General features: G+C 72.6%; 19 protein-coding genes. 7 read left to right on the top strand and 12 right to left on the bottom strand.

From position 1 onward, the window contains the following. Window positions 1–5 precede the first annotated feature (5 nt). Window positions 6–989, bottom strand: coding sequence for a hypothetical protein (locus ABGA99_RS05955; RefSeq protein WP_347576477.1), 984 nt, complete (start codon window positions 987–989; stop codon window positions 6–8). Between the two features lie 335 nt (window positions 990–1,324). Between ABGA99_RS05955 and ABGA99_RS05950 the strand changes: the two genes are divergently transcribed. After that, window positions 1,325–3,034, top strand: a complete 1,710-nt coding sequence (locus ABGA99_RS05950; protein ID WP_347582268.1) for a glycoside hydrolase family 18 protein — start codon at window positions 1,325–1,327, stop codon at window positions 3,032–3,034. A gap of 115 nt (window positions 3,035–3,149) precedes the next feature. Here ABGA99_RS05950 and ABGA99_RS05945 read toward each other — a convergent pair whose 3' ends face one another. Then, window positions 3,150–4,442, bottom strand: coding sequence for an Nramp family divalent metal transporter (locus tag ABGA99_RS05945; RefSeq protein WP_347576404.1), 1,293 nt, complete (start codon window positions 4,440–4,442; stop codon window positions 3,150–3,152). A gap of 210 nt (window positions 4,443–4,652) precedes the next feature. On the opposite strand from ABGA99_RS05945, the gene ABGA99_RS05940 reads away from it, so the two are divergent. Then, a complete protein-coding gene (locus tag ABGA99_RS05940; RefSeq protein ID WP_347576405.1) occupies window positions 4,653–5,990 on the top strand; it encodes a M14 family metallopeptidase in 1,338 nt (445 codons plus the stop codon). A gap of 63 nt (window positions 5,991–6,053) precedes the next feature. Here the strand turns inward: ABGA99_RS05940 and ABGA99_RS05935 are convergent, their stop codons facing one another. After that, complete coding sequence (locus ABGA99_RS05935) at window positions 6,054–6,257, bottom strand: hypothetical protein (RefSeq protein WP_347576406.1); 204 nt, start codon at window positions 6,255–6,257, stop codon at window positions 6,054–6,056. A 94-nt stretch (window positions 6,258–6,351) separates the two neighbouring features. Between ABGA99_RS05935 and ABGA99_RS05930 the strand changes: the two genes are divergently transcribed. Further along, window positions 6,352–7,326 carry a helix-turn-helix domain-containing protein gene (locus ABGA99_RS05930; RefSeq protein ID WP_347576407.1) on the top strand — a complete coding sequence of 325 codons (975 nt, stop codon included), beginning with the start codon at window positions 6,352–6,354 and terminating at the stop codon, window positions 7,324–7,326. A gap of 22 nt (window positions 7,327–7,348) precedes the next feature. Here the strand turns inward: ABGA99_RS05930 and ABGA99_RS05925 are convergent, their stop codons facing one another. Beyond that, window positions 7,349–7,762 (bottom strand): RidA family protein, encoded by a 414-nt coding sequence (locus ABGA99_RS05925; protein ID WP_018834583.1) that lies wholly within the window; start codon window positions 7,760–7,762, stop codon window positions 7,349–7,351. Next, entirely contained in the window at window positions 7,759–8,508 is a 750-nt protein-coding gene (locus ABGA99_RS05920) for an IclR family transcriptional regulator (RefSeq protein ID WP_347576408.1), read from the bottom strand. Before ABGA99_RS05920 ends, ABGA99_RS05925 begins: the two co-directional genes overlap by 4 nt. Before the next feature lie 155 nt (window positions 8,509–8,663). Between ABGA99_RS05920 and ABGA99_RS05915 the strand changes: the two genes are divergently transcribed. Then, complete coding sequence (locus ABGA99_RS05915) at window positions 8,664–9,965, top strand: alanine racemase (protein ID WP_347582267.1); 1,302 nt, start codon at window positions 8,664–8,666, stop codon at window positions 9,963–9,965. Window positions 9,966–9,987: 22 nt separating this feature from the next. After that, window positions 9,988–11,586, top strand: coding sequence for a D-aminoacylase (locus ABGA99_RS05910; RefSeq protein WP_347582266.1), 1,599 nt, complete (start codon window positions 9,988–9,990; stop codon window positions 11,584–11,586). Here ABGA99_RS05910 and ABGA99_RS05905 read toward each other — a convergent pair. Beyond that, window positions 11,504–13,627 (bottom strand): P-loop NTPase fold protein, encoded by a 2,124-nt coding sequence (locus ABGA99_RS05905; RefSeq protein ID WP_347582265.1) that lies wholly within the window; start codon window positions 13,625–13,627, stop codon window positions 11,504–11,506. The genes ABGA99_RS05910 and ABGA99_RS05905 overlap by 83 nt on opposite strands. Before the next feature lie 108 nt (window positions 13,628–13,735). Between ABGA99_RS05905 and ABGA99_RS05900 the strand changes: the two genes are divergently transcribed. After that, window positions 13,736–14,947 carry a pyridoxal phosphate-dependent aminotransferase gene (locus tag ABGA99_RS05900; protein ID WP_347576412.1) on the top strand — a complete coding sequence of 404 codons (1,212 nt, stop codon included), beginning with the start codon at window positions 13,736–13,738 and terminating at the stop codon, window positions 14,945–14,947. A 137-nt stretch (window positions 14,948–15,084) separates the two neighbouring features. Here the strand turns inward: ABGA99_RS05900 and ABGA99_RS05895 are convergent, their stop codons facing one another. The 3 genes from ABGA99_RS05895 to ABGA99_RS05885 all read right to left on the bottom strand — a co-directional run bounded on the left by ABGA99_RS05895 (window position 15,085) and on the right by ABGA99_RS05885 (window position 16,882). Further along, window positions 15,085–15,672 (bottom strand): hypothetical protein, encoded by a 588-nt coding sequence (locus tag ABGA99_RS05895; protein WP_347582264.1) that lies wholly within the window; start codon window positions 15,670–15,672, stop codon window positions 15,085–15,087. A 105-nt stretch (window positions 15,673–15,777) separates the two neighbouring features. Beyond that, complete coding sequence (locus ABGA99_RS05890) at window positions 15,778–16,371, bottom strand: hypothetical protein (RefSeq protein WP_347582263.1); 594 nt, start codon at window positions 16,369–16,371, stop codon at window positions 15,778–15,780. Further along, window positions 16,364–16,882, bottom strand: coding sequence for a SigE family RNA polymerase sigma factor (locus ABGA99_RS05885; RefSeq protein WP_347576415.1), 519 nt, complete (start codon window positions 16,880–16,882; stop codon window positions 16,364–16,366). The genes ABGA99_RS05890 and ABGA99_RS05885 overlap by 8 nt, the downstream gene beginning before the upstream one ends. 230 nt (window positions 16,883–17,112) lie before the next feature. Between ABGA99_RS05885 and ABGA99_RS05880 the strand changes: the two genes are divergently transcribed. Then, entirely contained in the window at window positions 17,113–19,260 is a 2,148-nt protein-coding gene (locus tag ABGA99_RS05880) for a thioredoxin domain-containing protein (RefSeq protein ID WP_347582262.1), read from the top strand. A gap of 14 nt (window positions 19,261–19,274) precedes the next feature. Here the strand turns inward: ABGA99_RS05880 and ABGA99_RS05875 are convergent, their stop codons facing one another. The 3 genes from ABGA99_RS05875 to ABGA99_RS05865 all read right to left on the bottom strand — a co-directional run bounded on the left by ABGA99_RS05875 (window position 19,275) and on the right by ABGA99_RS05865 (window position 22,003). After that, the gene (locus ABGA99_RS05875) at window positions 19,275–19,925 is read right to left on the bottom strand and encodes a TetR family transcriptional regulator (protein ID WP_347582261.1); all 651 of its coding nucleotides are present in this window, start codon (window positions 19,923–19,925) and stop codon (window positions 19,275–19,277) included. A gap of 5 nt (window positions 19,926–19,930) precedes the next feature. Next, a complete protein-coding gene (locus tag ABGA99_RS05870; RefSeq protein WP_347582340.1) occupies window positions 19,931–21,454 on the bottom strand; it encodes an MFS transporter in 1,524 nt (507 codons plus the stop codon). Between the two features lie 171 nt (window positions 21,455–21,625). Beyond that, window positions 21,626–22,003, bottom strand: a complete 378-nt coding sequence (locus ABGA99_RS05865) for a hypothetical protein (protein ID WP_347582260.1) — start codon at window positions 22,001–22,003, stop codon at window positions 21,626–21,628. Between the last annotated feature and the right edge of the window lie 138 nt (window positions 22,004–22,141).

Raw genomic sequence — 22,141 nt, 5'->3', positions numbered from 1 at the left:
GGACCTCAACGGTTGATCTCGGGGGGTGACGGTGGGGCCGCGCCGACGGCGGGCCGGTGCGGCGGCTGCGGTACGGAGTGGGGCGGCGGCTGCGCTACGGGCGGGGGGACGCCCTGCTGCGGTACGGGCACCGGCCCCGCCTGCGGCAGCGGGGGCGAGGGGGCGGCGGGACCCGGCGGCGCCGGGGTGGCGCACAGCAGGCACCGGTCGCCGATGATCTCCAGACCGCACCACGAGCAGCGGGTCCGCTGCACCGAGGCCACCAGCCGGCTCAGCACCAGCGGGTCGGTGATCCCGGCGGCGAACTCGCACACCTTGTCCGTCGCCCACCACGGCGCGGACGCCGCCGGGAGCGGCGCCATCTCCATCGCCTGCACCCGCCAGCCGGCGGCGAGTTCGCCGGTGACCCAGGCCGCGTCGGCCCGCCCGGAGGCGTGCACGAGCCCGGTGGCGAAGTCGGGTCCCGGCGGCAGGGGGTCGCGGCCGATCCGTACGAGCTGGGGCCGGGGCGCGGCGAGGACGGCGAACTGTGCGCCGGGCACCCAGGAGCGGGCGTGCGCGCCGAGGGTCACGGGCACCCGGTCGAGCTTGGCGACGCTGCCGAGCACGGCGCCCGCGTGGATGTAGTGCGTGAGCAGTCGGGCGGCGGTGGCGAGCACGCCGGCGCCGAGGTCGGCCGTGGACAACTGGAGCAACTGGCGGGCGATGACGGCGACGGCCAGCGGCGGTAACGGCAGCGGGATCAGCGCCATCCGGTCGCTCTCCAGCACGGACCGTACGGTGTGCAGCCGGCGGACCACGTCGGCGGGGGCGGCGGCGGGGTGGAGCACGACGAGGAAGCCGTACTGCTCCAGCACGGCCGACACCTCCGCCAGCGCCTCCTCCAGGGGCTGCTCCCGCGGGTGGCGCAGCGCCCTCACCGTGGGTCCTGGGAGGCCGGGCGGGCCCTGCCGGCCGAGCGGCCCGTGCCGGCCGGGGGCGGGGAGCACGAGGTCGGGGCCGGTGACTGCGATGGCTGTTGGCACGTCGGGCGTCCCCCCACCGGTCTCAGACACGCTCTGAGCACCATAACCGGGACGTGGGCTGCGGAAACACCTTTTGTGCAAAGAGGGTTGGGGTGCGCGCCAGGCGGCCGGGGGCGGGCCGGACGGCGCCGTTCGCGGTGCGGCTCTCGTACGGGAAGTCTTGACAGCCGCATTGGTCTGGACCAAGTTGTGCGGCGCACCCCGCACCGAGCCGCACCACTCCTGACCCGTACGTCCCCGGCCACCCACTACCCCGCACGGTCCCGCTCCCCACGCGCTCCCCCGTTACGGAGGCCCCCGTGTTCCGAGCACGCAGACCCCGCACGCCCCGCTCCGCCAGAACCACCAGAGGCTCCTTCCGCCGGCTCGCCGTCGCCGCGGCCGGCGGCCTCCTCGCCACGCTCCTCGGCGCCCCGCTGGCCGCGGGCGCGGAGCCCAACCTCGTCCAGAACCCGGGCTTCGAGTCCGGCCTCAGCGGCTGGACCTGCTCCGGCACCGCCGGGACGACCGTCTCCGGCCCGGTGCACAGCGGCGCCGCGGCGCTGCGCGCCACCCCGGCGGGGCAGGACAACGCCCGCTGCACGCAGAGCGTCGCGGTCAGGCCCAACTCCGCGTACGAGCTGAGCGCGTGGGTGCAGGGCTCGTACATCTACCTCGGCGCCGGGGGTACCGGCACCACCGACGTCTCGACCTGGACCTCCGGGGCGTCCTCGTACACCCAGCTCAAGACGAGCTTCACCACCGGTCCGAACACCACCTCGGTGACCGTCTACACCCACGGCTGGTACGGCCAGCCCGCCTACCACGCCGACGACGTCAGCCTCACCGGACCCGGCGGCGACCCCGGCACCGTTCCCGCCGCGCCCACCGGCCTCGACGTCACCGGCACCGCCGCCCGCTCGGTCTCGCTGGGCTGGTCCCCGGTCACCGGTGCGACCGGCTACCACGTCTACCGCGACGGCACGAAGGTGCTCAGCACGAGCGGCGCCTCCGCGACCGTCACCGGGCTGACGCCCTCGACGGCGTACCGGTTCCAGGTGACCGCGACCAACGCCGCCGGGGAGTCCCCGAAGTCCGCGGCCGTCACGGGCACCACCACACCGGACGGCGGGGGCAGCGGAGGCGTGCCGAAGCACGCGCTGACGGGCTACTGGCAGAACTTCGACAACGGCGCGACCGTGCAGCGGATCCGCGACGTGAGCGGCCAGTACGACATCATCGCCGTGGCCTTCGCCGACGCGACCCCCACCCCGGGCGCGGTGACCTTCAACCTCGCCTCGGCCGCCCTGGGCGGCTACACGGTCGCGGAGTTCAAGCAGGACATCGCGGCCAAGCAGCAGGCAGGCAAGTCCGTCATCATCTCCGTGGGCGGCGAACTCGGCACGGTCGCGGTGAACTCCCCGCAGGCGGCCACGAACTTCGCGAACAGCCTGCACGCGCTGATGCTGGAGTACGGCTTCGACGGCGTCGACATCGACCTGGAGAACGGCCTCAACTCCACCTACATGACGCAGGCCCTGCGCCAGTTGTCGCAGAAGGCGGGCCCGGACCTCGTCATCACGATGGCGCCGCAGACCATCGACATGCAGTCGACCGCCGGCGAGTACTTCAAGACGGCGCTGAACATCAAGGACATCCTCACCGTCGTCAACATGCAGTACTACAACAGCGGCACGATGCTCGGCTGCGACGGCGGCGTGTACGCGCAGGGCACGATCAACTTCCTCACCGCCCTGGCCTGCATCCAGCTCGAAGGCGGCCTCGCGCCCTCGCAGGTGGGCCTCGGCCTGCCCGCGTCCACCCGCGCCGCGGGCGGCGGCTACACCGCGCCGTCCGTCGTCAACGCCGCGCTCGACTGCCTCGCCCGCGGGACGAACTGCGGTTCGTTCAAGCCCCCGCGGACGTACCCCGACCTGCGCGGCGCGATGACCTGGTCGACCAACTGGGACGCCACCGCCGGCAGTTCCTGGTCCAACGCCGTGGGGCCGCACGTGCACGCCCTGCCCTGAGCGGCCGTCCGCGGCCGGCCGCCTCCCGCACCGCCGACCGCGCCGACGGCCTTCGGCCCGCCCCGCCCGGACGACCCGGGCGGGGCGGGCCCTTTCCGCGCTGCTACCAGGGCTGCTACCAGGGCAGATCCCTGATCTGCTGCACGCACAGCACGATGAAGAGCAATCCGGAGACGGTCAGCAGGGAGTTGCTGAGCAGGCCGTTGCGCCATCGCCGCGGGGTGCGGTCGGTGTTGAGCAGCCACAGCAGCGTCAGCGCGAGGAACGGCATGAAGAACGCGCCGAGCACGCCGTACGTGATGACGATGGCGAACGGCTCGTCGAGCCACAGCAGCGTCATCGGCGGGAACGTCAGCCACAGCAGGTACGCGCGGAACGGCAGCGACCGCTCCCGGCTGCCCGCGGCGACCTCCCGCGCGCTGCCGTCGCGGGCGCCGGGGCCACCGCGCACGTTCGCCACGAAGTCCGCGAAGAGCAGGCTGACGCCGTGCCAGACGCCGATGAGCGAGGTGTACGAGGTGGCGAAGAAGCCGACGAGGAAGAGGTTCGCGGTGGCGGTGCCGTAGCGCTCCTCAAGGATGTCGCCGAGGTCGACCAGGCCCTTGTCGCCCGACTCCAGCGAGAGGTTCGTGGAGTGCAGCAGCTCGGCGCCGACGAGCAGCATCGCGACGACGAAGATGCCGGTGGTGAGGTAGGCGACCCGGTTGTCCAGCCGCATGACCTTCAGCCAGCCGATGTCCGTCCAGCCCTTGGCGTTGACCCAGTAGCCGTACGCGGCCATGGTGATCGTGCCGCCGACGCCGCCGATCAGACCGAGGGTGTAGAGCAGCGAGTCGTCGGGCAGCGTGGGCCACAGCCCCGCGAAGGCGTCCCCGGCGTTCGGGGAGACGCGGATCGCGACGTAGACGACGACCACGAACATGACGCCGACGAGGACCGTCATGACCTTCTCGAAGACCGCGTAGCGGTTGAACCAGACGAAGACCAGGCCCGCCAGGCCGGTGAGGATGCCCCAGGTCTTGAGGTTCGGCCCGTCCGGGAAGAGCGCGACGAGCGGCAGCGCGGAGGACGACATGGCGGTGGCGCCGTAGACGAAGCCCCAGATGACGACGTAGATCGCGAAGTAGACGGAGGTCCAGGTGCCGAGGGTGCGCCAGCCCTCGAACAGGGTGCGTCCGGTGGCCAGATGCCAGCGGCCGACGGCCTCGGCGAGGGCGACCTTGACGACGCAGCCTATGACGGCGGCCCACAGCAGGGTGTAGCCGAACTTGCTGCCGGCGAGCAGCGTGGCCACCAGGTCGCCGGCGCCGACGCCGGTCGCGGCGACGACGATCCCCGGCCCGATGTAGCGCCACTTGGCCTTTCTCATCTCGGGCGGTGCGGACGCAGGCTCGGTGCGGTCAGCCATGAGCGGCTCCTTCGCAGCTCGTCCCCCCTGCGATCTCCGGCATTGATAAGGGATCAGCGGACGGTCGCACAAGGGGGCGTCACCGGCGCGAAGGCATCGGTGCCTCTTGACCTGATCATGCCAGACTCAGAACCATTGACGCGCACCACCGCCCCACACGACACGACGTCGCCATGCACCACCCCACGACCTCCACATCCAGGAGCAGGCATGCGACTACGTATACGGTCGGTGACCCTGACCGCGGTGCTCTCCCTCGCCGCCGCCGGCACCCTCAGCGCCGCCGGCGCGGAACCGGCCGCCGAGCCGGCCGGGACGACCGCCGTCCACGAGCAACAAACGGAGCAGATCAGGCAGTACGAGGTCCTGGGCCAGACCGGCCGCGAGGCCCGTACCCGCCTCGCCGCCACCGGCGTGTCCGTCGACGAGGCACGCGACCACTCCGTGGTCGTCTCCGCCGACGGCGCCCAGGCCCGGCAGCTCCGCGCGCTCGGCTACCGGCTCGAACGGCTTCCCGCCCCGCCCGCGCGGCCGGCGGACGAGCCCCCCACGACGCTCGACTTCCCGCCGGCCGACTCCCAGTACCACAACTACGCGGAGATGACGGCCGAGATCGACCGGCGGATCGCCCAGCGCCCGAACCTCATCAGCAAGCGGGTCATCGGCACCTCGTACCAGGGCCGCGACATCGTCGCCGTCAAAGTGAGCGACAACGTCGCCACCGACGAGAACGAGCCCGAGATCCTCTTCACGCACCACCAGCACGCCCGCGAGCACCTGACCGTCGAGATGGCGCTGTACCTGCTGGGCGAGTTCGCGGACGACTACGGCACCGACCAGCGCATCACCGACGCCGTCAACGGCCGGGAGATCTGGATCGTGCCGGACCTCAACCCGGACGGCGGCGAGTACGACATCGCCACCGGCTCGTACCGGAGCTGGCGCAAGAACCGGCAGCCCAACTCCGGCTCCACGGCCGTCGGCACGGACCTGAACCGCAACTGGAACTACCGCTGGGGCTGCTGCGGCGGCTCCTCCGGCAGCCCGTCCTCCGACACCTACCGCGGCACCGCGGGCGAGTCGGCCAAGGAGGTCAAGGTCGTCGCCGACTTCGCGCGCAGCCGGGTGGTGGGCGGCAAGCAGCAGATCAAGGCGGGGATCGACTTCCACACGTACAGCGAGCTGGTGCTGTGGCCGTACGGGTACACGTACAACGACACCGGCCCGGGGCTGACGCAGGACGACCGCGACGCGTTCGCCGCGGTGGGCCAGAAGATGGCCGCCAGCAACGGCTACACGCCGCAGCAGTCGAGCGACCTGTACATCACGGACGGGTCGGTCAACGACTATCTCTGGGGCGAGCAGAAGATCTTCAGCTACACGTTCGAGATGTACCCGCGCTCGGCGAGCGGCGGCGGGTTCTACCCGCCCGACGAGGTCATCGGGCGGGAGACCAGCCGCAACCGGGACGCGGTGCTGCAACTGCTGGAGAACGCCGACTGCATGTACCGCTCGATCGGGAAGGAAGGCCAGTACTGTACCGGCTGACGCCGGCGGCGCGCCCCCGGGAGCGGGGGCGCGCCGTGTCACGCGGGGCGGGTGGCCGGGCGGTCAGGCGGCGCGGCCGTAGCGGGCGAGCACGTCCCGTACGGAGACGTCCCCGGCGGGCGCCGGGTTCCCGCCGCGCTCGGCGGCCTTGAGCCGGCGCTCGGCGAGGCGCTCGCGCCGGTCGAAGTACAGGGCCGGACCTACGAGGATCGCGGCCATGAGGAGCAGGACCAGGGTGCCGACGGTGTAGTCGAGGATCGCGTTCATGTCGTCTACGATCCCGGATCCTTGCACACACAAACAGTGGCAGCCCTGCCATAGACCTTCGAATTGCTGCCACCCGGATGGCATACTGGACCGCATGCTGTCGAACGTCGTGTGTCTGCTCACCGATGACGTCAACGCCTTCGAGCTGGGCGTCGTCTCCGAGGTCTTCGGCATGGACCGCCGCGAGGAGGGCCTGCCGGTCTACGACTTCTCCTTCGCCGCCCCGCGCCCGGGCCGCGTCACCGTCCACCCCGGCCTGCCCGTCGACGTACCGCACGGCCTGGAGCGGTTCGCCGACGCCGACCTGATCGCCATCCCGGCCGGGCAGAAGTTCGCGTACCGCGACTTCCCGCCCGAGCTGCTGCACGCGCTGCGCGAGGCGGTGGCGCGCGGCACGAAGGTCCTCAGCGTCTGCACAGGCGCGTTCCTGCTCGCCCAGGCCGGGCTGCTGGACGGCCGCCGCTGCACGACGCACTGGCTCTTCACCGACATGCTCAAGCGCGAGTACCCGCGCGCGCTGGTCGAGCCGGACGTGCTCTACGTCGCCGACGGCCCCGTGCTCACCTCCGCCGGCACCGCCTCCGGCATCGACGCCTGCCTCGCCCTCGTCCGCGAGGAGCAGGGCAGCAAGGTGGCCAACGCGATCGCCCGCCGCATGGTCGTACCGCCGCACCGGGACGGCGGCCAGGCGCAGTACATCGACCGCCCGGTGCGCGGCACCTGCGAGGACGACGCCATCGCCCGGGTGCTGGCCTGGCTGCAGGAGCACCTGGACGAGGACGCGACGGTGGAGCAGCTCGCGGCGCGGGCGCATCTGGCGCCGCGGACGTTCGCCCGCCGCTTCCAGCAGGAGACCGGCACGACGCCGTACCAGTGGCTGCTCGGCCAGCGGCTGCTGCTGGCGCAGCAGTTGCTGGAGGAGACCGAGGCCACGGTGGACGCCATCGCCGCCCGCGCGGGCTTCGGCAACGCGGCGACGCTGCGCCACCACTTCCTGCGCCGGCTGGACACCACGCCGAACGCCTACCGGCGGACGTTCCGCGGCCCTGCCGTCGGCGCGGGGCGCTGACGGCAGGGCCGGGGGTGCCGGATCAGCCGAGGACGGCCAGGCAGTCGATCTCCACGAGCAGTCCGGCGGGCAGCCCGACGTACACGGTCGTACGCGCCGCCGGCGGCTGCTCCAGCTCCGCGAAGTAGGCGTCGTAGATCTGGTTGAACTCGGCGAAGTGGGCGGTGTCGGTGAGGTACACGCGGATCATCACCGCGTCCTCCCACGACGCGCCGCCCTCCTCCAGCACCGCCTTGACGTTGGACAGCGTCTGCTCGGTCTGCGCACGCAGATCCGGGCCCGCCGGGGTCGGCGGCTTGCCCTCCTCGGCCGGCAGGAAGCCGACCTGTCCTGCGACCTGAAGGATGTTGCCCTTGCGCACGCCCGCGGAGAAGCGCGCCGGCGGCGGGACGTGGGTGGCGGGGGTGACGTCGGTCTTCTGGGCCTTGTCGCTCATGCGGGCACTCTTCCGGAGTAGTCGTCACTGATCGCTGCCGCCGTACGGCGGAGCTGCGGGAGGAGGGTCATCAGCTCGTCCGCGGTGACGACGACGTTCGGCGCCGACAGGGAGCAGGCGGCGGCGGTACGGCCGTCGGCGCCGCGGATGGGGGCGCCGATGCAGTTGATGGACTCCTCGTGGCCGCCGAAGTCGGTGGCCCACCCCTGCTCGCGCACCGCGGCCAGCTCGGCGAGCAGGGCCTGGGCATCGGGCGTCGAACGGGGGGTGTACATGGGGTATTCGAGCCGCTCGGCGACGGCGCGCCGCTCCGGCTCCGGCAGGTCGGCCAGGAGCAGCTTGGCCACGGCCGCGACGGTGATCGCGACGGGCCGGCCGATGCGCGAGTACATCCGCACCGGGTAGCGGCTGTCGACCTTGTCGATGTACATCACCTCGCGGTCCTCGTAGACGGCGAGGTGCACGGTGTGCCCGGTGAGCTCGCCGAGCTTCACCAGGTGCGGGTGGGCGATCTCGCGTACGTCCAGGCTCTCGGCCGCCGCCTGGGCGAGGGCGAAGAGCCGGGCGCCGAGGCGGTAGCGCTGGTCGTCCTGGCGGTAGACCAGACCGTGTTCGTGGAGGGTGCGCAGCAGCCGCATGGCGGTGGTCTTGTGGACGCCGAGCCGGGTCGCGACCTGTTCCAGGCCCGCGGGACCGTCGGCGAGCATCGGCAGGATGGCGAGCGCGCGGCCGACCGACTGGCTCATCGCGTCCTCCCTCCGCCGTGGCTCCGTACGGCCGGCTTCGAGCGCCGGATTCGTACCGCCGACCGTTGACCGGCCGTTCGCCCGGATGTTAGACAGCGGTGTCGATATACGCAATGCACGTTGCGCGTTGCGCAACCAACCTGCTGGAGGGCTTCATGGCAGCGCTTGCCGAGCTGGCCGAGCTGGCGGAAGAACGTATCGACCACCGCTTCAAGGGCCTGCCGCCCGACGCGGCCGGGCTGACCGCCGGCGAGCTGGCCGCCCAGCGCCGCTCGCTGTTCACCGGCGGGTTCACCACCCCGGTGCTCGCGCTCTCCGCCCCCGCGCTGGCGCACAACCTCGGCACGCTCGCCCGCTTCGCCGCCGCGCACGGCCTGGCCTTCGCGCCGCACGGCAAGACGACGATGGCCCCGCAGCTCTTCGCCCGCCAGCTCGACCACGGTGCCTGGGGCATCACGGTCGCGGTCCCCCACCAGGCGCGGGTGGCGCGGGCGTTCGGTGTCCGGCAGATCTTCCTCGCCAACGAACTGGTCGACGCGGCCGCGCTGCGCTGGCTCGCCGCCGAGCTGGCCGCCGACCCGGACTTCCGGCTCGTCTGCTACGTCGACTCGGTGCGCGGCGTCGAGCTCATGGACACGGCGCTGCGGGCGGCCGGGGCCACCCGGCCCGTGGAGGTCACCGTCGAGCTGGGCGCGGGGCCGCACGCGCGCACCGGGGCCCGTACGGAGGCCGAGTGCCGCGCGGTCGCCGCGGCGGCGGCGCGGGCGGGAACGCTGCGGCTGGTCGGGGTCGCCGGGTACGAGGCGGAGGCCCCGGGCGCGGACGCCGCGGTGGTACGGGGCTGGATGGGGCGGCTGCTGGGGCTGGCGGCGGAGTTCGACGCCGCGGGGCTCTTCGCGGACACCGACGAGATCGTGGTCAGCGCCGGGGGCAGCGCGTGGTTCGACGCCGTCGCCGACGGCTTCGCGGCGGTGCCCGAGCTGTCGCGGCCGGTGCTCAAGCTGCTGCGCTCGGGCGCGTACATCAGCCACGACGACGGGCACTACACCCGGGTGACGCCGTTCAACCGGGTGCCCGGGGAGGGGTCGCTGACGCCGGCGTTCCGGCTGTGGACGCAGGTGGTGTCGCGGCCGGAGCCGGGGCAGGCGTTCGTCAACGCCGGGAAGCGGGACGCCGCGTACGACCTGGACCTGCCGGTGCCGGTGGCGGTGCGCGGATTCGACCCGGCCGCCGGGGTGGGCGCGGAGCGGGCGGCGACGGGCCTCACCGTACGCAAGCTCTCGGACCAGCACGCCTGGCTGGACGTGGCCGAAGGGCCCAAGAGCGCAGAGCTGGAGGTCGGGGACTGGGTGGCGCTGGCGCTGTCGCACCCGTGCACGATCTTCGACAAATGGCAGCTCATCCCGCTGGTGGCGGAGGACGGTACGGTCGAGGAGTACGTACGGACCTTCTTCTGAGCGGCGCTCCAGGGCGGCAGACATGGAACTCGTGATCCGCGGCGCCCTCGTCGTCGACGGCTCGGGGGCGCCCGGTCACCGCGCCGACGTGGGCCTCGCCGGCGGCCGGATCGCGGCCGTCGGCCCGCGTCTCACCGGCCGGACCGTCCTCGACGCCGGCGGCCTCGTCCTCGCCCCCGGCTTCATCGACATGCACGCCCACTCCGACCTCGCCCTCCTGCGCGACCCCGCGCACACCGCCAAGGCCGCGCAGGGCGTGACGCTGGAGGTCATCGGCCAGGACGGGCTGTCGTACGCGCCCGTGGACGAGCGCACCCTCGGCGAGCTGCGCCGCCAGATCGCCGGCTGGAACGGCGGCGGGCCCGGCGACGACGCGGTGGCGTTCGACTGGCGCACGGTCGGCGAGTACCTCGACCGCCTCGACCGCGGCCCCGACGGCGACGGGCTGGCGGTCAACGCCGCCTACCTCGTGCCCCAGGGCACGGTGCGGATGCTGGCGCTGGGCTGGGAGGACAGGCCGGCCACGGAGGACGAGCTGGCGCACATGAAGCGGCTCGTCGCCGAGGGCCTGGAGCAGGGCGCGGTGGGGATGTCGTCGGGGCTGACGTATCCGCCGGGGATGTACGCACCGACCGCCGAGCTGACGGAGCTGTGCCGGGTCGTCGCGGCGTACGGCGGCTACTACTGCCCGCACCACCGCTCGTACGGCGCCGGAGCCCTCGGCGCGTACGCCGAGATGCTCGGCCTCGCCCGGGACGCCGGCTGCGCGCTGCACCTCGCGCACGCCACCCTGAACTTCGACGTCAACGCCGGCCGCGCCGCCGAGCTGACCGCGCTGCTGGACCGGGCGCTCGCCGAGGGCGTGGACGTCACCCTGGACACGTACCCGTACCTGGCCGGCTGCACGACGCTCGCCGCGCTGCTGCCGAGCTGGGCGTCGGTCGGCGGCCCGGAGGCGACGCTCACGCGGCTGCGGGACGCGGACACGGCGGCGCGGATCGGGCACGCGCTGGACGTCGAGGGCTCCGACGGGTCGCACGGGGTGCCGATGGACTGGTCGACGATCGAGGTCTCGGGCGTGGGCGACCCGGCGCTCGCGCACTGGGTCGGGCGGCGGCTGCCGGATTTCGCCGCGGCCCGCCGGCTGCTGCTGGACGACCGGCTCGCGACGACGATCCTGCAGCACGTGGGGCACGAGGAGAACGTCCGGGCGATCATGACCCACCCCGCGCACACCGGCGGCAGCGACGGCATCCTGCACGGCGCGAAGCCGCATCCGCGGGCGTACGGCACCTTCCCGCACTACCTCGGGCACTACGTGCGCGAGCTGGGCGTGCTGACCCTGGAGGAGTGCGTCCACCACCTCACCGCCCGCCCGGCGGCCCGGCTGCGGCTGCCGGACCGGGGCCTGGTGCGGGAGGGCTACGTGGCGGACCTGGTGCTGTTCGACCCGGCGGCGGTGGCGGCGGGGGCGACGTACGACGAGCCGCGGCGGGGTCCTGTGGGGGTGCCGTACGTGCTGGTGGGCGGGGAGTTCGTCATCCGGGAGGGGCGTCGGACCGCGGCGGTGCCGGGGCGGACGGTTCGGGGGCGGACGGCGCCGGGGCGCGGAGGGCGCTGAGGGCCGCGGCCAGCTCCATGGCGTAGCCCAGCAGTGCGTCTCCGCTGTTGAAGATCCGCGCGCCCAGCTCTGCGGCGACTTCCTCGCGCTCGGGAGTGACCCGGCTGGAGAGGAACAGAGTACGGCCGGTGTACGTCCCGGAGGTGCGCCAGTCCCGCAGGTCGTCCAGTCCCGCGGACTGCTCGCCGCCGCGGGTGATGTCGGAGATCAGCAGGTCGAAGGGGAGGGCGGCCAGCTCCTGCTCGGCTTCCCCGCGATCCCGCGCGAGGGCGATCCTGGCGCCGAGGCCGCGCAGGCGGCGCACGTGGTCCGCGTTGTTCTCGGGATGGTCGTCGACCCACAGGATCCGCAGGCCCTCCAGCGCGAGCGAGGACGGCAGCGGGCGGCCGAGGTCGATATCGCCCATCGGGGGGAGAGGGCTCGCGTAGGCCGGCTGGGGCCGGCCCTGGCCCTGGCCCTGCGGGTACGGGTGCTGGCCCGGCTGCGGGTACGCCTGCCGGCTCGGGACCGGCCGGGAGGGCACCGGGACCGGCTCCGGGCGGATGTGGGGAGGCTCGTACGGTCCGCCGCCCCAGGACGCCCTCCAGGGGCCGGACATCATGCCCCGCTCGTCTACGTACGGAAGGGACACCGGCGGCCGCGCCTGGCCCGCCCCCTCCACCGCCACCGGCGCCCCCTCGCGCAGCAGCACCAGCAGCCGCTCCGCGTCGGGCAGCCGCAGCAGCTCCCCGAGCAGGGAGGTGAACCCCTGGTCGGCCGCGTGCTCGGGGAAGCCGATCGGCAGCCGCCGCTCCATCTGCTCCAGCGCCTGCGCCGCGTCCTGCTCCGGCACCGGCGGGGACAGCTCGTACTGCGCGAAGAACGCGCCGACCTCCGCGTCCGAGGCGAACTCCGGCGACGCCTCCTGCGTGTCAGGCGGCACCGCCGACAGCAGCGTGCGGCGCACCCGGCGGTAGGTCGTGAACTCCTGCACCACGTCGCCGCCCGGGGCACCGGACGCGCCCGTCATCATCCGGTAGAACTCCGGGTAGAAGTACTGCAGCAGCAGCGTCCTGATGACCGCCTCGGGGCGGAACCCGGACCACACCGGGTTGAGCGTGGCCTCCAGCACGAAGCCGTTGACCAGCCGCTTGATCCGCCGCGGATTCCGCCCCGACCGCTCCACCAGCAGCTTCTTCAGTTCCTCGTCGAGTACGCCCTCGATGCCTGCGGTGCGGGCGCACCACTCCACGTAGCGGCCGACGCCGTCGTTGTCCGCGACGGGGATGCGATAGCTGGTCTGGAAGATCTTCTCCATGAACGCCGAGCCCGCGGGCGACAGGTCGCGCAGCAGCCCGCTGGGGCCGAGCGCGGAGCGGTCGCAGCCGACGACGAAGACGAGCCCCGGCACGTCGAGGTAGACCTTCAGCGCCTCGCAGACGGCGAGGACCGTCTCCTCCGAGCAGCGGTCGAGGTCGTCGATGAAGACGACCAGCAGCCGCCGGGGCCTGTTCTCGGCCCACTCCCGGGCCATGCGGTCGATCTCCTCGCGCATCCCGTTGCGCGCCTCGGGTCCCGCCTCCCAGCTCGTCCACAGCTCGTCGACGAGCCCGGCCGCGCCGAGCGCCCCGCCGAGCGCCGTGGTGACGGCGCGTACGCCGCGCGTCACCGCGCGCCCCCGGGAGATGCGCGCCAGCGCGCGCTTGAGCGTGCGCCGCTCGAAGCGGACGAGCACCGACTTCACGAGCCCTTCGAGGGCGTCGGCGCCGGTGGAGGTCCAGGCGTTGTACCAGACCGTCTCCACGTCCGGCTCGGCCCGCAGCCTGGCGTCGACCAGCCGCATCAGGCTGGACTTGCCCATCCCCCAGCCGGCGTCCACGGCGAGGGTGAAGGGCGTCGAGGCGCGGGAGGCGTGCAGCAGCCGGGCGAGCTGCGCGGCGGCCAGACCGGTGCCCAGGATGTCGTCGCCGGGCGCGGCCACGGGCTCGTCGTTGACGAGGGCGAGCGTGCCGGCACCGAGGGAGGCGAACGTCGGTGTGCCGGTGGGGGGTTGGGCCGCCATCCGGACATTGTGGCAGGTACGGGCCGGGCCCGGCGGGCCCTCGGCCGTGTGACCGGCCTCGCACGTTATCCGGAGGCGGGTCCGGGGACCGGCCCGTACAGTGGCCGCATGCAGGTGATCCAGTCAACGAAGCTCGCCAACGTCTGCTACGACATCCGGGGCCCCGTGCTCGAAGAGGCGATGCGGCGCGAGGCGGCGGGTCACCAGATCCTCAAGCTCAACATCGGCAACCCGGCCCCCTTCGGCTTCGAGTGCCCCCCGGAGATCCTGGAGGACCTCCTCCGCACGGCCGGCAGCGCCCACGGCTACGGCGACTCCAAGGGCATCCTGCCCGCCCGCCGCGCCGTGATGCAGCACTACCAGACCAAGGGCATCGACCTCGACGTCGAGGACGTCTTCCTCGGCAACGGCGTCTCCGAGCTGATCCAGATGTCCATGCAGGCCCTCCTCAACGACGGCGACGAGGTCCTGATCCCGGCCCCGGACTACCCGCTGTGGACCGCCTCGGTCTCCCTGGCCGGCGGCACCCCGGTGCACTACCACTGCGACGAGCAGGCCGACTGGATGCCCGACCTCGACGACATCGAGCGCCGCATCACGGACCGCACCCGCGCCCTGGTCGTCATCAACCCGAACAACCCCACCGGCGCCGTCTACGACGCGGAGCTGATGCGCGGCCTGGCCGACATCGCCCGCCGCCACCGCCTGGTGCTGTGCTCGGACGAGATCTACGACAAGATCCTCTACGACGACGCCACCCACGCCCCCACCGCCACGTACGCCCCGGACCTGCTGGTCCTCACCTTCAACGGCCTCTCCAAGGCGTACCGCGTGGCCGGCTACCGCAGCGGCTGGCTGGCCGTCTGCGGCCCGAAGCAGGACGCCCGCAGCTATCTGGAGGGCCTGACGATCCTGGCGAACATGCGCCTGTGCGCCAACGTCCCGGCCCAGCACATCGTCGCCACGGCCCTCGGCGGCCGCCAATCGATCAAGGACCTGATCCTCCCGGGCGGCCGTCTCCTCGTCCAGCGCGACACCGCCTACGAGCTGCTCACCCAGATCCCGGGCGTCACCTGCGTCAAACCCAAGGGCGCCCTCTACGCCTTCCCCCGCCTGGACCCCAAGGTCCACAAGATCAAGGACGACGCCCGCTTCGTCCTCGACCTCCTCCGCGCGGAGAACATCCTCCTGGTCCAGGGCACCGGCTTCAACTGGCCCCGCCCGGACCACTTCCGCATCGTCACCCTCCTCGAAAAGGACGGCCTGACGGACGCCATCACCCGCATCGGCACGTTCCTGGACGGCTACCGCCAGCGGTAGCCCGGGAACGCGAGGCCGGGCCCGTGAACCGACCGGCCGACCCTCGGCGGCAGGATCGGCGCAATGATCCCCAAGCCGGTCCCGTCAACCGTGCTCCATGTCGTCCGCGGCCCCCGCGCGGCCCAGGCGTGCGTGACTCACGGCTTGTACTGGGACTGCAGCCTGGCCACCCGTCCCTCTCCGTCGAAGCTCAGGTCGTACCCGATGCCCGCGGAGAGCCCGGAGTCGAGTTGCTTCAGCAGAGTGACGAACTCGGCCTGGGAGGACGGCAGAGGCTCGCCCCGGCTGACACCCGGTGCGTCGTCGCCCCGGACGGGGACCGTCAGCAGAACCCGGGCGTCCTTGACCATGGTCACCGTGGTGAAGGCCCCCTTGCCGGGGATGATCTCCCAGGTGTCGAACTGGGTGTTGATCTTCTTCTGGGCGGGCCGCACCGACAGATGGGTCAGTCCGCCCTCGCTCCAGGCCTCGCCGATCGTGACGAACTGCTTCGTGCCGGCCCACGGGGTCTCACCGGTCGGCGTCTGCCCGTCCTGCGAGCCCTCGCCGTCGTCCGACGGGGCGGCTGTCCCGCCACTGCCGGCCGGTGCGGTGCCCGTCACCGCGAGCGCGGTGGGGTCATCCGTGGTCTCCTTGCCGTTCCCGGCGCATCCGGTCAGGACGAGGGCGCCGAGGGTGGCAACGGTGAGCAAGGGCCGGGTGGCCCGGCGGTGTATGGCAGACATGGGCAGCGTGCTCCTGGAAGCGGTGTGGTGGAGTTACACGGTCTCTACGCCGCACACCGTCCCGCGGGTTGCATTCCGGTCGGACTTTTCGGCTTCCGCTGAAGCTCACTCCACGGTCAGCCAGAACGCCTCCCGCAGTGACTGAATCCGGCCCTCACCGTCGTAGTCGAGCGCGAACACCCACCGTGGCCCGCCCCGCAGCCGGTCCACCACGTCACCCAGCCGCATGTCCCGCGGCTCCCCACCGGCCACCTGCTCCACCTCGACCGGCGTCTGCGGCGAAAGGGTCACCTGGTGCACCACACCCGTGGGTACTGCCTTTCCCTGCTCGGCACGAAGCTGCTCCACGGTGACCTCGACCGTGTCCTCCAGCACCTTCGCCTCATACACGTAGCCGATCTCGCTGGCGTACTCCTCACCCGGGGCCGGTGTCGGGGGTACGAACAAGGAAGCGCTCCGCGACTCCGTCGGCTTCGCGGCGGTCGTTGCGGACTCCGGGCCGGGCCGGACCAGCGAGATACCTCCCACGGCGACAGCGGCGGCCAGGAGCACGCCGCCCGATATCCGGGCCGCCCGCTTACGGCGCCGGCGCCGGTCACCGCGCGCCCGGATCTGCTCCGCGGCCAGTGGCACGGTGACCCGCTGAGCCTCGGCGGCAAGGCCGGCGAGGTGATCATCCAGGCCGGTCCCGTCAGCCATGCTCCACCTCCGAAAGACGTCCCGCCCCTGGATCCAGCTCAGTATCGGCCAGAATCTTCGCCAGCGCGGCCCGCCCCCGGCTCAACTGCGCCTTGACCGTACCGACGGGAGAGTTGGTCTCGGCAGCCACCTGTTTCACCTCCAGATCGCACAGGTGGTGGAGCACGATCACCCGCCGCTGCGCCGCAGGGATCTGCCGCAGCGCCTGCACCAGCAGCACATGCTGGATGTCCGGCGACGGTACGTCCGGGGGCGGGCCCTGGCGCCGCGCGAAGGAGAGCGCGGTTCGCACGCGCCGCCACCGGCTGACCGCCAGCCGCCAGGCCACGGTACGCACCCACGCCTCGGGCGCACCGTCCTTGTCGAGCTGGGCCCGATACTCCCAGGCCCGGACGAAGGCTTCCTGGACCACGTCCTGCGCCTCAGCACGGTCGCCGGTCATGGCATACAGCTGGCCGACGAGCCGCCCCGCGCTCCCGGCATAAAAGGCGTCGAACGCCTGCTCGTCCATCCCCCGCCTGCAGTTCCGGTGGCCGCACATGTGTTCAATCGAGTGAACGGTGCCACCTGCGTGCCTGTGGCGCAAGCAGCCCGCCACGCCGCCGGGACCGCCGGGCAGACGGACATCCTCGGATGCGTCGAGCGCTTCGTCGCGCGAGGCCTACCGCCACGCCCTCGGCGTCTTCCGGAGCGGACCGGTGATTCCCGGGGCAGGCCGTGGAATCGTGCGACCATGCCAGCGTGAATCGACTTGCTGACTCTCAGTCGCCCTACCTGCTCCAGCACGCCTCCAACCCGGTGGAGTGGTGGCCCTGGGAGCAGGAGGCGTTCGACGAGGCGCGGCGGCGGGACGTACCCGTGCTGTTGTCGGTGGGGTACGCCTCCTGCCACTGGTGTCATGTGATGGCACGGGAGTCCTTCGCCGACCAGGACACCGCCGCGGAGCTGAACGCCGGGTTCGTCAGCATCAAGGTGGACCGCGAGGAGCGGCCCGACGTCGACGCCGTGTACATGGAGGCCGTGCAGGCTGCCACCGGGCAGGGCGGGTGGCCGATGACGGTGTTCCTGACGCCCGATGCGGAACCGTTCTACTTCGGGACGTACTTCCCGCCCCGGCCGCGGGGCGGGATGCCGTCGTTCCGGCAGGTGCTGCAGGGGGTCTCGGCGGCCTGGGCCGACCGGCGGGGGGAGGTCGCCGAGGTGGCGGCGCGGGTCGCCGCCGATCTTGCCGGGCGGACGCTGGGCGGTGCCGGGGGTGGAGCGCCGGGGGCGGCGGAGGTGCACGCGGCGCTGCTGGAGCTGACGAAGGAGTTCGACGCGGTACGGGGCGGGTTCGGCGGCGCGCCGAAGTTCCCGCAGCCGATGGTGCTGGAGTTCCTGCTGCGCCACCACGCCCGCACCGGCTCGGCGGGGGCGCTGGAGATGGTGCAGGCCACCTGCGAGGCGATGGCCCGCGGCGGCATCTACGACCAGCTCGGCGGGGGCTTCGCGCGCTACTCGGTGGACGCCGGGTGGGTCGTCCCGCACTTCGAGAAGATGCTCTACGACAACGCCCTGCTGGCCCGCGTCTACGCCCACCTCTGGCGTGCGACGGGCAGTGAGCAGGCCCGCCGGGTGGCGCTGGAGACCGCGGACTTCCTGGTGCGCGAACTGCGCACCGAAGAGGGCGGCTTCGCCTCCGCACTCGACGCCGACAGCGACCGGCCCGACGGCGGCGGGCACGCCGAGGGCGCGTACTACGTGTGGACGCCCGACGAACTGCGCGAGGTCCTCGGCGCCGAGGACGCGGCGCTGGCCGGCGCGTACTACGGCGTGCCCGGGGCGCCCGCGGCGGCGACCTTCGAGGAGGGCGCCTCGGTGCTGCAACTGCCGGACACCGGGGTGCCCTTCGACGCCGGGCGGATCGCCTCCGTACGGGAGCGGCTGACGGCGGCGCGGGCGGAACGGCCGCGGCCGTTCCGCGACGACAAGGTGGTCACGGCGTGGAACGGGCTGACCATCGCCGCCCTCGCCGAGATCGGCGCGTACTTCGACCGGCCGGACCTCGTCGACGCCGCGGAGGCCGCGGCGGACCTGCTGGTACGGGTGCACATGACGGACGGCACCGGCGGGCCCGGCACGGTGGCCCGGCTCGTCCGCACCTCGCGCGGCGGCGCGGCCGGCGACAACGCCGGCGTGCTGGAGGACTACGCCGACGTGGCCGAGGGTTTCCTCACGCTCACCGCCGTCACCGGCGAGGGGACGTGGCTCCACCTCGCCGGGCTGCTGCTCGACACCGTGCTCGACCGGTTCCGGGGCGAGGGCGGCACGCTGTACGACACCGCCGACGACGCCGAACAGCTCATCCGGCGCCCCCAGGACCCGACGGACAACCCGACGCCGTCCGGCTGGACGGCCTCCGCCGCGGCGCTGCTGTCCTACGCCGCGTACACCGGCAGCGAACGGCACCGCGAGGCCGCCGAACAGGCCCTCGGCATCGTGGCGAGGCTGGGCCCGCGGGCGCCCCGCTTCGTCGGCTGGGGACTCGCGGCGGCGGAAGCGGCGCTCGACGGGCCCCGCGAGGTCGCCGTCGTCGGTGCCCCGGACGACCCGGGCCGCGCGGAACTCCACCGCACGGCCCTCCTCTCCCCCGCGCCCGGCGCGGTGGTCGCCACCGGCGCGCCGTCCGACACGGGCGAGGCGCCGGGGGCGGGTGCGGAAGCCGGCGCGGTCCGGCCCGGCGCCGGACCGCCCCACGACCCCGGCGCGATCCCCCTCCTCGCCGGCCGCCCCCTCGTCGACGGCGCCCCTGCCGCGTACGTCTGCCGCCACTTCGTCTGCACCGCCCCGGTGACCGGGCCCGACGAGCTACGCGCCCAATTGACCCCCGCCGCACCCCCGCAGGGCTGACGCGCGGTCGCTCCTCAGAGCGTCAGGCCGCGCTCCAGCACCTCCAGCGCCCGGTCGACCGTCTCCACCAGGTCGCACTCCGGCTCCCGGTCCACCCACTCGAACAGCACCTGGGTCAGCGCCCCGAAGATCGCCCCCACGACGACCCGGAGCTCGAAGTCGTCCTTCGGCCGGCCGGTGCGCTCGGAGAGCACCCCGCACAGCAGCTCGACGTTCCGGTCCATGCTCTCGTGCATCTGTGCCCGCAGCGCCGGCACCTCGCGCACCAGTTGCATCCGCAGCACGAACTCCGGCCGGAACTCGTCGTACAGCAGCCGCAGCGAGGTGACCACCGCTTCCCGCAGCGCGACGAGCGGCGGCTCGTCCGCCGGCCGGTCGAGGATGGCCTGCTCCAGCACCGGGTCGTACTCGTCGGTCAGGATGATGTCCTCCTTGGTCGCGAAGTACCGGAAGACGGTGCTCGGCGAGACCTCCGCGGCCTCGGCGATCTGCTCGACGGTGGTCTGCTCGTAGCCCTGCTCCCCGATCAGGCGGTACGCCGCCTGCCGGATCGCCTGGCGGGTGCGCCGTTTCTTGCGCTCGCGCAGACCCAGCCCGGCCTCGGCGACCGAAGCCGCCTGGGAGGCGGCGACGGGTGGGGCGGCAGAGGTACGGGAGGTGGCCATGCTCCTCATTGTCCTGCACCGCCCTTGGCCGAGGCTATTCCGGCGCCGCGGCCTGTCTTCCCCTCCTCCCGCGGAGCCCCGGATCCCGGCTTCTCTCCTTGTCTGCCGTCGGGCAGCCGTACGGCGGTGACGATCGCGGTGAGCAGCGCGGCGATGCCGCAGACCAGCAACGCCAGGCCCATGCCGTGCACATATGCGGAGTCGGCCGACTCCGCGAGGTGCGGGGCGCCCAGCCGCTCGGCGACCGCCTGCGCCGCCACCACGGACTCCCGCGCCTTCTCCGCCGCGGCGCCCGGCACCCCGTCCGTGTCCAGCCGGTCCGTGAACACCCCGTTCAGCAGGCTGCCCAGCAGGGCGACCCCGATGGCGCCGCCGACCTGCCGCAGCGTGGTCAGCAGCCCCGTACCGCTGCCCGCCCGGCTCGCGGGCAGCGCGCCCAGGGCGGCGTCCATGGTCGGCACCAGCGCGAACCCGAGGCCGAAGCCGGTGACGGTCAGCCATACCGCCGTGAAGCCGTAACCGTCGGAGACGTCCGTACGGCTGCCGAGCAGCATGGCGAACGCGAAGACCGCCATGCCCGTGCTGACCACGATCCGCGAGCCGAACCGCGCCATCAGCGGCGGCGCCGCGCGCGCCGTCACCAGCAGCCCTGCCATCAGCGGCATCAGCCGCAGCCCCGTGCCGAACGGGTCGTTGTCCAGCACCGCCTGCAGGTACTGCGGCAGCACGAACAGCAGCCCCGCCATCACGAAGGTCGCGAGCACGGCCACGACCGCGTTCCACCGGAAGGCGCGGTTGCGCAGCAACTCCAGGTCCAGCATCGGCCGGACCGCGCGCCGCTCCCGCAGCAGGAGCCAGCAGAGCAGCACCGCCGAGCCGGCCAGCGACCCCACCACCAGCGGATCGTCCCAGCCCCGCGTCGGCCCCTCGATGACCCCGAGGACCAGCCCGCCGAGCCCGAGGACGCTGAGTACGGTGCTGACCGGGTCGACCCGCGGCACCGAGGGGTCGCGGGTCTCGGGTATCAGCAGCAGCGCCGCCGCGATGCCGAGGGCAACCAGCGGGATGTTCAGCAGGAAGATGGAGCCCCACCAGAAGTGGTCGAGCAGCCAGCCGCCCAGCAGCGGGCCCGCCGGCATGCCGACGGCCATGCCCGCGGTCACCGCACCGACGGCCTTCGTGCGCTCGTCGTCGTCGAAGAGCGTGGGGATGACCGAGAGCGCGAGCGGCATGATCAGCGCCCCGCCCAGGCCCATCACCGTACGCGCGACGATCACCGCCTCCGGGCTGGAGACGAACGGGCCCATGAGGCTGCCCGCCAGGAAGATCAGCAACCCGGCCACCAGCATCCGGCGCCGCCCGAACCGGTCCCCCAGCAGCCCTGCGGGGAGCATGCACGCGGCGAACACCACCGCGTACGAGTCCACGATCCACTGCAGCTCGCCGGTGTCTGCCCCGATGTCCGCCGCCATCGTGGGCAGCGCGACGTTGAGGATCGTCAGGTCGAACCCGAGGACGAGCACGGACATGACGAGCCCGCCGAGAGCCCACCAGCGCTTTGTGGAAGTCACTGGCAAAAAGTAGCAACTCTCAGAATCGGGCGCCAGGGCTGCGGGCGATCCACATGGGAAAACGGCCCGGGCAACAGCAAAGGTCCGGCCCGCACAGGAGGAGGTGCGGGCCGGACCCTGGGTCGCGGACTAGCGGTTGTAGCTCTGCAGCGGGCCGAACACCACCGTCGCCGACGGGCTGATCTCCGTGTACTTGTTGTGGGAGATCCGGTTGTTGGTCTTGTTCTCGACGTCGACGTCGATCTTGTTCGAGGTCTTGTGGATCTCGTTGAACGACTTGCTGTTGAACGACTTGCTGTTGAGCGACTTGCTGTTGAACGACTTGCTGTCGAAGGACTTGCTGTCGAACGACTTGCTGTTGTGCGACTTGCTGCTGTGCGACTTACTGCAGCACGGCTTGCCGGACTTGGGGTGCGCGCTGGCCTGGGCCGAAGCCGCACCGGCACCGGCGAGACCGACCACGACGGCGCTGACGGCCAGGGAGCGGGCGAGCATACGGATGCGCATTTCTGCCTCCACGGGGAGCGAGGGGGTAGTTCGCACCGAATAACAGCATCCCCGCGGCTTTTGCGCCCCGAAGTACAGAAGCCGACACGAGCAGATCACCCGGACAGACGGACGTCCGGTACGAACTCCCCCCGCCCG

Origin of the sequence: Streptomyces sp. B5E4 (genome assembly GCF_039871555.1) — a bacterium.
Lineage (GTDB): Bacteria > Actinomycetota > Actinomycetes > Streptomycetales > Streptomycetaceae > Streptomyces.
The sequence above is the reverse complement of the archived record's forward strand: the minus strand, read 5'-3'. Positions and strand labels throughout refer to the sequence as shown.

Excerpts from the sequence above, each read along its gene's own strand:
- ABGA99_RS05945 (WP_347576404.1), bottom strand. The coding sequence starts at position 4,442 with ATGGCTGACCGCACCGAGCCTGCGTCCGCACCGCCCGAGATGAGAAAG.
- ABGA99_RS05940 (WP_347576405.1), top strand. The coding sequence starts at position 4,653 with ATGCGACTACGTATACGGTCGGTGACCCTGACCGCGGTGCTCTCCCTC.
- ABGA99_RS05935 (WP_347576406.1), bottom strand. The coding sequence starts at position 6,257 with ATGAACGCGATCCTCGACTACACCGTCGGCACCCTGGTCCTGCTCCTC.
- ABGA99_RS05930 (WP_347576407.1), top strand. The coding sequence starts at position 6,352 with ATGCTGTCGAACGTCGTGTGTCTGCTCACCGATGACGTCAACGCCTTC.
- ABGA99_RS05925 (WP_018834583.1), bottom strand. The coding sequence starts at position 7,762 with ATGAGCGACAAGGCCCAGAAGACCGACGTCACCCCCGCCACCCACGTC.
- ABGA99_RS05920 (WP_347576408.1), bottom strand. The coding sequence starts at position 8,508 with ATGAGCCAGTCGGTCGGCCGCGCGCTCGCCATCCTGCCGATGCTCGCC.
- ABGA99_RS05915 (WP_347582267.1), top strand. The coding sequence starts at position 8,664 with ATGGCAGCGCTTGCCGAGCTGGCCGAGCTGGCGGAAGAACGTATCGAC.
- ABGA99_RS05910 (WP_347582266.1), top strand. The coding sequence starts at position 9,988 with ATGGAACTCGTGATCCGCGGCGCCCTCGTCGTCGACGGCTCGGGGGCG.
- ABGA99_RS05905 (WP_347582265.1), bottom strand. The coding sequence starts at position 13,627 with ATGGCGGCCCAACCCCCCACCGGCACACCGACGTTCGCCTCCCTCGGT.
- ABGA99_RS05900 (WP_347576412.1), top strand. The coding sequence starts at position 13,736 with ATGCAGGTGATCCAGTCAACGAAGCTCGCCAACGTCTGCTACGACATC.
- ABGA99_RS05895 (WP_347582264.1), bottom strand. The coding sequence starts at position 15,672 with ATGTCTGCCATACACCGCCGGGCCACCCGGCCCTTGCTCACCGTTGCC.
- ABGA99_RS05890 (WP_347582263.1), bottom strand. The coding sequence starts at position 16,371 with ATGGCTGACGGGACCGGCCTGGATGATCACCTCGCCGGCCTTGCCGCC.
- ABGA99_RS05885 (WP_347576415.1), bottom strand. The coding sequence starts at position 16,882 with ATGGACGAGCAGGCGTTCGACGCCTTTTATGCCGGGAGCGCGGGGCGG.
- ABGA99_RS05875 (WP_347582261.1), bottom strand. The coding sequence starts at position 19,925 with ATGGCCACCTCCCGTACCTCTGCCGCCCCACCCGTCGCCGCCTCCCAG.
- ABGA99_RS05870 (WP_347582340.1), bottom strand. The coding sequence starts at position 21,454 with ATGTCCGTGCTCGTCCTCGGGTTCGACCTGACGATCCTCAACGTCGCG.
- ABGA99_RS05865 (WP_347582260.1), bottom strand. The coding sequence starts at position 22,003 with ATGCGCATCCGTATGCTCGCCCGCTCCCTGGCCGTCAGCGCCGTCGTG.